General features: G+C 39.1%; 11 protein-coding genes. 8 read left to right on the top strand and 3 right to left on the bottom strand.

The window, feature by feature from the left end:
- Positions 1-251 precede the first annotated feature (251 nt).
- From R2Q78_RS05815 to R2Q78_RS05790, 6 genes are all read left to right on the top strand, one after another.
- Positions 252-569 carry a hypothetical protein gene (locus tag R2Q78_RS05815; protein ID WP_316789768.1) on the top strand — a complete coding sequence of 106 codons (318 nt, stop codon included), beginning with the start codon at positions 252-254 and terminating at the stop codon, positions 567-569.
- 353 nt (positions 570-922) lie between these two features.
- Positions 923-1,294 carry a sigma-70 family RNA polymerase sigma factor gene (locus R2Q78_RS05810; protein ID WP_316789766.1) on the top strand — a complete coding sequence of 124 codons (372 nt, stop codon included), beginning with the start codon at positions 923-925 and terminating at the stop codon, positions 1,292-1,294.
- Between the two features lie 152 nt (positions 1,295-1,446).
- Positions 1,447-1,776 (top strand): metalloregulator ArsR/SmtB family transcription factor, encoded by a 330-nt coding sequence (locus R2Q78_RS05805; RefSeq protein WP_316789764.1) that lies wholly within the window; start codon positions 1,447-1,449, stop codon positions 1,774-1,776.
- A gap of 55 nt (positions 1,777-1,831) precedes the next feature.
- Complete coding sequence (locus R2Q78_RS05800) at positions 1,832-2,299, top strand: DUF6428 family protein (protein ID WP_316789762.1); 468 nt, start codon at positions 1,832-1,834, stop codon at positions 2,297-2,299.
- A gap of 6 nt (positions 2,300-2,305) precedes the next feature.
- On the top strand, positions 2,306-2,731 hold the full coding sequence (locus tag R2Q78_RS05795; RefSeq protein WP_316789760.1) for an arsenate reductase ArsC: 426 nt from the start codon (positions 2,306-2,308) through the stop codon (positions 2,729-2,731).
- Positions 2,732-2,872: 141 nt separating this feature from the next.
- Positions 2,873-5,146 (top strand): DUF5703 domain-containing protein, encoded by a 2,274-nt coding sequence (locus tag R2Q78_RS05790; RefSeq protein ID WP_316789758.1) that lies wholly within the window; start codon positions 2,873-2,875, stop codon positions 5,144-5,146.
- Here the strand turns inward: R2Q78_RS05790 and R2Q78_RS05785 are convergent.
- The 3 genes from R2Q78_RS05785 to R2Q78_RS05775 all read right to left on the bottom strand — a co-directional run bounded on the left by R2Q78_RS05785 (position 5,123) and on the right by R2Q78_RS05775 (position 9,952).
- On the bottom strand, positions 5,123-8,233 hold the full coding sequence (locus R2Q78_RS05785) for a DUF5107 domain-containing protein (RefSeq protein ID WP_316789757.1): 3,111 nt from the start codon (positions 8,231-8,233) through the stop codon (positions 5,123-5,125). The genes R2Q78_RS05790 and R2Q78_RS05785 overlap by 24 nt on opposite strands.
- Before the next feature lie 122 nt (positions 8,234-8,355).
- Positions 8,356-9,309, bottom strand: a complete 954-nt coding sequence (locus R2Q78_RS05780) for a hypothetical protein (RefSeq protein ID WP_316789756.1) — start codon at positions 9,307-9,309, stop codon at positions 8,356-8,358.
- A 142-nt stretch (positions 9,310-9,451) separates the two neighbouring features.
- Entirely contained in the window at positions 9,452-9,952 is a 501-nt protein-coding gene (locus tag R2Q78_RS05775; protein WP_316789754.1) for a GNAT family N-acetyltransferase, read from the bottom strand.
- 126 nt (positions 9,953-10,078) lie between these two features.
- On the opposite strand from R2Q78_RS05775, the gene R2Q78_RS05770 reads away from it, so the two are divergent.
- Together R2Q78_RS05770 and R2Q78_RS05765 are read left to right on the top strand one after the other, a co-directional pair.
- Positions 10,079-10,702, top strand: a complete 624-nt coding sequence (locus R2Q78_RS05770) for an RNA polymerase sigma factor (protein ID WP_316789753.1) — start codon at positions 10,079-10,081, stop codon at positions 10,700-10,702.
- A 45-nt stretch (positions 10,703-10,747) separates the two neighbouring features.
- Positions 10,748-11,932: a FecR family protein gene (locus R2Q78_RS05765; RefSeq protein WP_316789751.1), complete on the top strand. Its 1,185-nt coding sequence runs from the start codon at positions 10,748-10,750 to the stop codon at positions 11,930-11,932.
- Positions 11,933-12,082 lie beyond the last annotated feature (150 nt).

The following is a 12,082-nucleotide window of genomic DNA, read 5'->3' as shown; positions in this document are numbered from 1 at the left end:
AGGCCTGAAGCAGTGTGGAACCAGTGTGGGAGGAGAAAGTTTATTTTCTATTGTAGTTGGTTTATGTAAAATATCTGAATGAATTTCGCTGACATGAAAATATACTATGTTATAATTCACAATTGATGTGCCTTATGGGTGGGAGGAGGGTATAGATCTCGTCATGCTGAATTTATTTTACTTCGTAGCTTTCCGCTGCGCTACAGGTCAGCATCCAGGAATAGGAAGGATTTGTTTAACAGCATGACGAGATGGTTATAGCAAAACATTATATTTCCTCTGAGTATTTATTGTTTTCAATAGGAAGAGGAGAGAACGATAAATTATTTTATAATAATTTATCTAAGTTTGAACAAGAACTTGAATACTTAACAGGAAGGAGTGCTACTATGGGTTTAGAAGAATTATTACTGGATATAGCGAAGAATGAAGGGAAGAGCGAAGGCTTAGAAATAGGAGAGCATAATAAGGCTATAGAAATTGCTCGTGAACTAAAAATAGAGGGCTTGGCTATTGAATTTATAGCTAAGACGACTAAGCTTTCTGTAGAAGAGGTTAAGGAGTTGTAAATAATAACTGAATAAGTATATATAGGCAGGTCATGATAAATGACCTGCCTTTTTTTATTGAATGACGGCCGACTTAGGAAAGTTTATTTATAAACAGCAGTAACCCTCCCTAATCCCTTTTAGTAAGAAAAATTAAAATTTATTTTTCTTTGTAGTTGGTTGATATGGAATAACTTATATAATCTTGCCAAAGAAATTGCTTAACTTTAAAGTAACGGGGGTAATACATTATGGCTGCTTATAGCACATATACCGATCAGGAATTGCTGGCTTTGTTAAGGCAGGATAACGAAGTTGCGTTTACTGAAATATATGAGCGTTAAAAAGGGCCTTTATATGTTCACGCTTTTAATTTGCTCAGGGATCGTGAAGAGGTAAAGGATATTCTACAGCAAATTTTTTCTTTGATATGGACTGGTAGAAAAGAGCTTGAAATCCAATCTCAATTGTCGGGGTATTTATATACAGCTGTTCGCAACAGAATCTTTAAGGTCATCGCACATAAACAGGTGACTTCAAAATACATCAGTTCGCTCGCCGATTTTGGGAGTACAGGTGAATGTGAAACAGACCATCTTACACGTGAAAGGCAATTGCTGGCGATTATTGAAAAAGAAATCTCTGAACTTCCTGAAAAGATGCGGGAAATATTTGAATTGAGCAGGAAGCAGGGCCTATCGCATAAACAAATCGTGTGCAGCTTGATTTGTCTGAGAAAACCGTAAGAAACCAAATCAATAATGCATTGTAAATACTCAGGTTGAAGCTCGGCATTGTGGTTTATTTAATGCTGCTCTCTAATCTTTAACTACGCAAAAAATTATTCGCTAACATTTGCAGCTTTAAATTACTTATCGTAATATTGCGATATAAGATCATGGGACTTACAAAAACAGAAATATTCTCTAAGGAGCAAAACGAACTGGCCCTGCTGCTAAAGGCCATAGCGCATCCTGCACGCATTGCTATACTGCAACAGATTATTTCTGCTAAAGCCTGTATCTGTGGTGATCTGGTGGAAGAACTTGGTTTAGCCCAGGCCACTATTTCCCAGCATTTAAAAGAACTAAAAAACGCAGGTATTATTCAGGGTACGATTGAAGGTGTAAAGGTCTGCTATTGTATAGAGCCGGGTACCTGGAATCGTCTACAAAAGCTGTTTGGAGATTTTATGGGTTCTTATGTGGATCCAAATGGCTGTTGCTAGCTCCCTTTTTTTGAATAAATATATCGTAAAATTACGATACATAAAATATAAAAATATGAAACTATCAGATATCAAATCTATCCTTGCTACGGCAGAAGGAGTAAATTTTAAATTGGAAAATGGTAATTCGGTTCCTGAACATTTTCATGTAACCGAGGTTGGGATTGTTACAAAAGACTTTATCGATTGCGGGGGAACTGTACGCCATGAGAAAGTAGCTAATTTCCAGTTATGGGATGCGGATGATTATGAACACCGTTTAAAAGCAGCGAAATTGCTGCATATCATTTCGCTTTCAGAAAAGGTCTTGGGAATGGAAGATTTGGAAATTGAAGTGGAATATCAGGCGGAAACCATTGGTAAATATGATTTAGGATATGATGGTGAAAACTTCATGCTGATTTCTAAGAAAACTGCATGCCTTGCAATGGATAAATGTGGTGTCCCTGCTGAAAAACAAAAAATAGAAATGATAAATCTCGCTTCGGGCTCAACTTGTACTCCAGGTGGAGGATGCTGCTAATAGGATATGAAGAAAGTACTCGTACTATGTACCGGCAACAGTTGCCGCAGTCAGATTGCAGAAGGATATTTGAGGCACTTCGCAGGTGATGCCGCTGAGATCTACAGCGCAGGTATAGAAACCCACGGAGTGAATCCAAAAGCCATAGAGATCATGAAAAGAGATGGTATAGATATATCCGGCCATACCTCAAACAATGTGAATGAATACACAGGGATCGACTTTGACTTTCTGATCACTGTATGCGACAATGCAAAAGAAAGCTGCCCTTACTTCCCAACTAATGCCATTAAGCTGCACTACAACTTTCCTGATCCGGCAAAAGCCAAAGGAACCGACGAAGAGGTTATGGAACAGTTCAGGGAAGTTCGCGAAATGATCAGAAAGTATGCCCAGAACTTTGTTAACGAAAACCTGAAACCCCGCTACTAAAAATGTAAATCAGAATTTTTAAAAATATTTTCATTTCATCTGGGCAAATTGATTAACTGCGTAAAAACACTGTGAGATCTTTGGCTTTCAGGTATAAAATTTATAGCTTGAACAGCAATTAGTTCAATCCCTCGACATCAGATGATAAAAAACAAATCAATTGGAATATTTCTGCTTTTTTTATTGATACATATTGTGGCAGCAGCACAACAAAACATCAGTAAGTATAATGTGCTTTTTACTACGCCGTCTCAAAATGAGGCAGGCAATGTACCTATTGGAAATGGAAGTCTGGGTAGTAATGTGTGGGTGGAGGAAAATGGTGATCTGTTGTTTTACCTTTCGCGTAATGACGCTCATTCTGAATTGCAGCGGCTGTTAAAATTGGGACGAATTCGAATATCCATTTCCGGTAATCCTTTTTCAACTGGGGTTGCTTATCGACAGGTACTGGATGTTAAAAATGGTGTCTTAAATATTGATGCGGGAAAACCGGGAGAAAAAATTTCTCTGCAAATTTTCGTTCATGCCAACTCACCTGTAATGTATGTTAAAGGACATAGTGAGAAGCCAGTTACTGTAAATATCACGCTTGAAAACTGGAGAAAAACCAAACATGAGCTGAATGATGAAGAGCTTGCGTCGACATGGGTTTACCGTACTGGTGTACCAAAAGGAGCTGACAGGTGGGAGTCTCCTGATACCTTTTTGAAAAGAAAAGACGCAATAGTATGGTACCATCGGAATGCTTACAGCTGTGTGCCTGTGCATATAAAAGAGCAGTCGATGGATCAATATGCCAGCCTTATTAATGATCCATTGAAGAATAATACTTTCGGTGGATATATTCGGGCTAAAGGATTTAAAAGTCTGTCTGATACAATTTTGCAAACTTCGAAAGCGACTAATGAAATTGATGTCCGGATAGCCGGGTATGCGCGTAAGACACCGGATGCTATGACCTGGGAAAAAGAGATCACTAAGGTGGTTAACGACGCTCCGGCGCCCTTGATTGCCTCCGGGCAAACCTCAAAATGGTGGAACCAATTCTGGAACCGGAGCTGGATTGAAATTACAGGAGATAAGAATGAGGAGTTGTCTAATTATACCCAGACGTATATCCTGTCTAAGTACCAATTGGCCTGTCAGATGCGGAATGATTTTCCTGCAAGATTTCAGGGTGGGATTTTCAATGTTGATCCGAAGTATGCCTACTATGCGACTGATGTCCGCAAAAAAAATTACTCTGCCGACTACCGGTTCTACGGTGTAAATTATTGGTGGCAGAATGTTAGGTTTTTGTATCTCCCGCAATTCGCACAGGGAAATTTTGATATGATGAAGCCTTTTTTTGATTTCTATTTTAATCAAAGGAATACTTTTGAATCAAGAGCCAAGAAATATTACAATGCGTCCGGAATATACATGCAGGAATGCATTACAACTTTTGGTCTGCCTGGAATGGGTGATTTTGGGCTGGGGGCAAAACAATATTCAGAAAGCTACACTAAGGATATATGGCAACAGGGTCTTGAAATGGCTGTAATGATGCTGGATTACTATCATTATACAGGTGATCAAAAATTCTTGCAGGAAAAGGCACTGCCATGGACCAGAAAGGCATTGGAGTTTTACAATACCCGTTTTAAAAAGGACGACAAAGGGAAGTTGCGGATTTTTCCGACACATGGACTGGAAACTTACTGGGTTGAGGTGGTAAATGATATGCCTTCTGTTGCGGGATTGCATTATGTGTTGCAGGAACTTATAAAGCTGCCTGCTGGGTTGACTACTTCAGTTGATAAAAAGAACTGGATTACAATGCAGTCCATTCTTCCAGACTTGCCGAAGAAACTGGATAAATCAGGCAACTTGATTGTTGATAATGCAGAGTCCTATAAACCTGAAAGATCAAACTATGAAGCTCCTGATCTTTATTGCCTTTTTCCTTTTAGACTATATGGGCTTAATAAGCCTAATATCAAGGAAGTAGAAGCGGCTTATTTTAATATGCCTAACCCGGGACGGGTATGCTGGTACCAGACCGGAATATTTTCTGCCCGGCTGGGTTTGGCTGATGAAGCAGCTAAAGACATTAAAGCAAGAAGTACAGCCTATTTGAAAGGATTTCGTTTTAAAGGATATATGGACAGTCCGCATGACTGGAAACCAGATTACGATGGGGTTGGAAATATGATGAATACTTTGCAGGAAATGCTGGTTCAGTGTGATGGAGATAAGATTTATCTCTTCCCGGCATGGCCCAGAGAATGGGACGTGAATTTTAAAGTTCACGCCTTTAAAAACACCATTATTGAAGGTGTTTATAAAAAAGGAAAACTGGAACAACTGAAAATCTTTCCGGAAAGCCGAAGAAAAGATATAGAGGTACTACTGCTTCAATCGCATAATTAGACGTACTCCTGAATCATTGGTGTCAGCTTTTGCCGGCTTGTTTTCAAATACCAGTTTACACCATTTCAGTATCTTGTTGTCAGGATAGCGCTTAATCTCCTTATCCAGCCATTCGCTAGCTTTTGGTTTGCCAGAAAGCTTTTCTATAGCCGAAGCTGTGATGAGGTGGTTTGCGGGTATAAAGTTATTTACTGTATTTTCAATTTTCGGTTTAAACTGGATGACCTTTTCCAGGGATGTCTGGGCCTCCTGAGTTTTTCCTGTACGCTGCTGACACAGATAAGTCATCCAGTCTTCTAATCTTTCATCGACATTTTCCTGGTAGGGTTTGCCGACTCCCAGGTTCTGTGGCCACTTTCTTGCATCCTTGATAAAAGTCAGTGCAGCAGTGTAGTCTTTATTTTGCATTTTTTCCATTGCCTGCATCAGCTTTGCTTCACGGTAAAGTTCACGCCCAATAGTAGCACCTTCGAAAGGTAGGATATTGATGCCGGCGAGTAGTTCTGAACACTCATTGTAGCGTTTGTTGAGCAGTAGTGTTTTTGCATAAAGCATGCCTGCTATATAATTTTCGGTATGAGCCTGATAGAAGGGCTCTATTACTGCCAGTGCATTTTTGTTTTGGTTTTGGCCGATGTAGTATTCACTTAGCAGTTTGTGATAGCGCCAGTCCTCTTTGCCAAGGGATACAGCTTTTTTAAGGTCTGTAGAATCAGAGGAACCCATGATCATTGCGGCACGGGCAGCGTAGAAAGGTGCGAAATCCGGTTCATCTTCACATTGCATAAACAGTTTCTTGCTTTCATTTAGGCGGTTTCTGTCTTTGTACACAAGCGCAAGGTAATACTTAGGCTTCCAGTTGTTGTTTTGTTGTTCTGCCCATAACAATACTTCCTCATCTTCAGCGCGAAAAGGAAATACAAAAGCTGGTGTCGCACTGTTTGCTTTTTCTAAGTCAGACGTATAGGATTTTTCCGCTTTATTTTGCAAAAATGCCAGCCAGTAATTAACAAGGGCATTGGCTGGTGCCAACTGCAATACTTTTTCACATTCCTGAAAACAACCGTTTCTGTAATAGTCAACGGCCAGTTCCAGGTAACTTTCCGTCGGCTGTTCGTTGCGAATCATTGAAGTGAATTTGGTTTTGTTTTCTTCTGATGGCTGTGCAAGGTATTGTTCGAATCTTGCGAAATGATTAAGTGGATCAAAAGATAAAATCGTGTCCAGAATCTGTTTGGCGTTTGAGTTTTTATTTTGGTAACGGTAGGCGATGGCTTTTACCTGTAGTGAACCAATGTCAAACCGGTTAAAATCAAGAGATTTGGTAGCAAATTCCAGTGCTTTTGTCCAGTTCTTTTCTGCCAGGTATAATTTGCTCAATGCGCTATATGCCGGGTTCCTGTATTCCATGGATAAGCTTGCGATGTCAAACCCATCTTTGGCATCTACGGTGTTTCCTAAACGGGTATTGATGATGCCGTAGTAGTAATTTGCCGCACCGTCATTGGTGTCCATGCTCAACGCCTTTTTTGCCAACTCCAATGCCTCTTTATATCTCATATTGCGATACATTAATTCAGACATTTTTACCAAAGCTGGCAGGAAATTAGGGTCTTTTTTTAATGCAGCATTCAATTTGTCTTCTGCAGCCGGATACATTTTCTGAGCCATTAATTCTTTGCCCTGAACATACAGCCCATAAACTGAATTCCAGTCAAGATTTTTAGGAGATTCAAGTGGCCTGCTTAAATTGTTGGCGTCTGGTTTAGACAGGTAAGTCAGTTTATTTCCGCCCAAAGTAGCCACCAGATCTCCCTGAGTGACATCTATTTTCATAGAATCGGCGAAAACTTTAAGCGGGGTTAGTTTGATCCTTTTACTATAAATCACTTTTGTTCCCTGTTTTACTTCGAGCGTATCAGAGATCTTTTGAACCGGGTTAAAATAGATTTTTAGCCATCCGTCTTCATGTTTTATATTCAATGCGCCATATTCATTGGCCTGAACAAATCCTTTTGTGTTTAAAACCGGATACCAGTATTCTGTCCATGTATCGGACGCACCGGGTGAAAAGCTTTTATGTTTAAAAGGCGTAAAGGTGCTCTTATCTGCTGTTTGGTTGAATAATCTGCCGGATTGAATTTCTGAGTACTGACCATCTGTGTCGGTCAGGAGTTTCTCCCAGATCATTCCCTGCTCTGATAGCCCCCAGATCCAGATCTTTTTTCCGGCTTTATCATCATGGTTGGAATACCTTGCGATTCCAAAATCATCATCATGCCAGTAAGCACCAAAAAAATCGGTGTATTTGCCAAACACATGATAGGATTTGTAACCGCCAAAATTGTTGTTCTCGTAAAAAGAAATGTCCTTGCGGTTCTGTTTATTAATAGGCCAGTCACTATGTTCGCCGTCATGTCCCAGGTAATGTGTTCCCGGATAGATATACTCCAGATTTCCGGTTACTTTTATTCCAGTATTCATCCAGTGATAATATGGCTGTTCAACAGCTGTCGAGTTGTACCAGAAGGATTTGGTAGTAAAATAAGACTTGTCCTTCGGTAAATTGACTTCCATCGTCCAGTTTGTGCGCGTTAAAAGGTCAAGAACGCCAATAAAACAGCTCACACTGCCATCGTCATTTTTTCTGGTGATGTAATCTACAGGCGTTACAGAATTGGGCGTATGACCGATGATGCCATAGTTGGGTTCAATCCCTCCGCTGGTCCAGGGCCCACGCATGGCTATATCTCTGAATTTTACTACGTGGTTATCATAAATGAAGGATCTGCCTGTTGATTTTTCAATGGCTGACCAGATCTTTCCGCCTATTTCGGGCAGTATGGTTAATTTAATATATTCATTCTCCAGCTCTATTACTTTCCATTCCTTTTGAACAGGTTTGTCTGTAAATCCGTCGTAGCGGAAATAAGGATAGATATTGGTAAAAGAAGGGATGGGATTGGGGTCTGAAAAGGGATAGGTGGTAAATACTTTGTTGTATTCACGAATGGTCGTTTTTTCCTGTCCATAAGCATTAACTATTGCTACAACTATTGAGCATATAATTAGAGTTAATTTTTTCATATTGAAGGGTCTCATTACCTGCAATATAATACTTCATTTTGAGAAGCAAGCTTATTCCTTCCAATACATAAACGATGAGTGATGACTTGAGTTCTATTGAAAAGTGAAAAAAAATGTAATGATTATGGTTTTGACTCTTTCAATTGACTAAGTGGTTCCTGCAATTCGCCTGTTTCAAACCAAATTTCGTTTTTGTCGGCATTTAATATTTCTTTGACAATATTAATTTCAGGTTTACGGACTCTAAGAGCAACTCTTTCTAATTTCTGTTTTTTGCCATCAATAGCCACATTACCTATGGTGAGCTGTACCTTTGGTATGTCTTTGTAGTAAATGGTTGGTTTGTCTAATACACGGTTTTTGGCGCCGTAGTTTATTGCAGGGCCGTACTGTTCCAAAAAGATTTCAATTCGTGGGGTCATATCTATTCTCTTACCTGGAAAAGCCATAGACCCAATTAACCACTTTTGACGGGTATCTAAATTTTCAACCGTCATGGTAATCCAGCTATGTTCATATTCAGTTAAGGGGTATTTATCATTGTATTTTAAGTTTTGACCGGGGATGGGCTTACCTTTTGTGTAGCCGGATTTGAAAAGTGTGATGCGGTACCTGCCCTTATTCCATATTGCTTTATTTCTGATGCTCACGTAAGCTGCAGAACGGGTTTCTGTAAAACCCGTCGTTTTTATCACATTCATTTCACCTTCCATCCATCTCGTAAACACAGCTCCCTGCCCGAACACTGTATCTTTGGCATTTGACGATTTAACAGGGATACCATTGGTATGTGTTGCTATGCCGGTATGGAACAGTTTTCCATTAAATCCGGAGTTTAATGCAGAAATGCAATAATGGTAACCTTCTGGGATATCTGTCTTAATTTCTATATCTACGCTTATTTTTTTGATGTCTTTTACAGCGTTCGTATCAAGAGCATATCCGGCATTTATAGGAAAAAAGGGGCTAAGGGCGATGCTGTCTGGTTGCTTTTTTTCCTGTGCAAAAAGACATTTAGTAGTAAGTCCCAGTAGAAGAATGGTTATCAGGTAAGTTTTAATGTAAAGTTTGGTCATAAAATGCAGTTAATTTAATAATTGCTCAAGTATAGGTTAATATTTTAGACACAATCACAACTGGATTATCTAATACATAAACTATCTCACCAATGACTCGTCATTAATCGTTCTCTTATTTAGATAGTTGCGGTTAATTAACTCAGAGCAACTTCTCGTAACAGAAAAAGCGAAGGCCTGGTCGTTTGGCAAGGCCGATTTCTCCGCTGAATGTGTATCCAAGCTTTGGGAAAAGTGCCCTTGTAGCCATATTTTCGCTATTGGTATCTACTCTGAGGATATTGATCCCCGAAGACCGGGCTACTGATTCTGCCTGTTCCATTAAGGCCCGCGCAATGCCCATTCCCTGACAATCCGGATCTACGGCTAATCGGTGCGTTACAACAGTTTTCTCATTGATGTCCCAGCCTGCATCGGCGTATTCCGGACTCTGATCATTGGTGATTGCTGAGACGCCAACAACATTGCCTGTTATTTCAGCTACCCATAACTGACCAATTGCGATGTCTTGAGCAAATACTTCGGGATTAGGGTAGTCGTCACCCCATTGAAAATTTCCCATAGCGTGCATCAGAGGTATTACTTTACTTACCAGTTGCATAATTGCTGGTATATCTTCGGTAAGGGCTAATCTTATTGTCATTCTGCAAAGATAACAGAATGAAGAAAAGGTTTTGATATGGCAAAAATGTATAATCAAAGCAATTGTGGATTTTTAGAGAGTTAATTGCATATATTAGCGTAACAAAAATGATAAATAGTAATTAATATGGGGCATGGTATAGAATTGAAGTGTGAATGGGAGCTTTTCCTTCATGATGGTGACCATGCCGTATACTATACTTTATACCAGCATTATTATCATTATTTGATGTTTGTCGCTCTAAAAAAAGGATTTTCGGCATCTAAAGCCAAGGATGCTTTTAATGAGGTTTTTCTGCACATATGGGAAAATCGCGAAAAATTGGGACATATAAACCATCATCATAATTATTTGGTTACGGCGTTTTTACGTAAGTTATACAAGAGGGAAAAATTGATAACTGAAGACCTCCTTGCACAAGAAATGTTGCCAGAATTCATCATTAGACCTTCTGTGGAATCCGACTATATTGCTAAAGGCACGCAACAGGAGTTAAGCCGTACGCTAAATAATTTTATTGGGAAATTGCCTGAACGCCAAAGGTCGCTCATTTACCAGAAATTTTACCTGGATCTGAGTTATCAGGAAATTGCTGATGCCAATAACATTTCGATTAATACAGTTTATAATACCATTTACAATGCTGTAGATAAACTTAAAAAATCAATTGGAGAAGAGCAGTTACGGGTAATGTCATTGGGATTAGCTGCAATCCTAACACTTTTTTTGTTTTTTTTAATAAAACACTAGTGAAAATATAAAGATTTCTGCTCTATTGACTAAAACCAAATAGTCATGCAACATCCCGATCTCCGTGATTTAACCCAAAATGAGCAATTTCTCAATTATTGTTTTAGAAATAATTTAGAAGATATTGAGTATTGGGAGAAATGGATTTCTGATAATCCAGCCTATAAAAATGAGGTTGATGAGGTGAAAAATGCAGTTTTGTTACTTGCCGGCCATATTGGGAATGCAGAGGTTGAGACACAATTTGAAAAATTAAATCATCAAATTTATAAACAGAACATTAACAAAACAAAGAGGCAGATCAATTTATCAATATGGAAAAAGCTGAGCGCTGCAGCTATTTTTGCAGTCATTGTAGGTGCTGGCTTTTATTTCTATTGGAATAAACAAAACAATAATTCTTATAAAAATGAATATGTGAGAGATGTACTGCCGGGTAGTAACAAAGCTGTACTTACACTGGCAGATGGTAGACAGATTAGTCTTGGTGATGAAAAGAATGGAACTATAGCATCGCAGGCAGGGATTAAGATTATTAAAACTGCCAACGGTAAACTGCTGTATGATTTGTCTGGTGCTACGGGTGATGCTGCGTCGCCGCAGATGAATACGTTGACCGTGCCGGTTGGCGGACAATGGCAGCTAATCCTTCCTGATCAAACTGAAGTGTGGCTGAATGCGGAGTCGAGCATTAGCTACCCTACAAAGTTTACCGGAAACGAAAGGCAAATAAAAATAACCGGTGAAGCTTATCTTGAAGTTGCCCACAATAAAGCCATGCCTTTTAAAGTAGAGAGTAAAGGGCAGATAGTAGAAGTACTGGGCACACATTTTAATATCATGGCTTATGCGGATGAGCAGATTGTAAAAACAACGTTGCTTGAAGGAGCAATAAAAGTATCCGTTAATGGGAAATCTAAATTAATGCAACCAGGTCAGCAGGCACAAGTTGGCTTGTCGGGGATAAACATGTTGGATGATGTAGATTTATCAGAAGTTATCGCCTGGAAAAATGGAGATTTTAGTTTCAATGAGCGCCTGGAAAGCGTTATGTCCAAAATCGCCCGGTGGTATGATGTAGAAATTATTTATCAGTATAAACCTGATCATGATATTTTTCTTGGGAAAATTTCAAGATCTAGAAAGCTTTCAAGCATATTGAAGATGCTCGAGTATAATGGAGATGTACACTTTAAAATAGAAGGGAGGAAGATTATCGTATCCAAATAAACCAAACCAAAAACCATTGGTGACCTAAAAAAATGGTTAAAGATGCTACGAACACCTTTAACCTGATGATGGGTTTACCATTTCCGAATATTCGGAATAAAAAATGACTTGAACCATTTATAAACTAAACCCAACAATTCAAATTTATGG

It is taken from the genome of Pedobacter frigoris (assembly GCF_032678645.1).
In the GTDB taxonomy this organism is placed as follows: Bacteria; Bacteroidota; Bacteroidia; order Sphingobacteriales; family Sphingobacteriaceae; genus Pedobacter; species Pedobacter frigoris_A.
The sequence above is the reverse complement of the archived record's forward strand: the minus strand, read 5'-3'. Positions and strand labels throughout refer to the sequence as shown.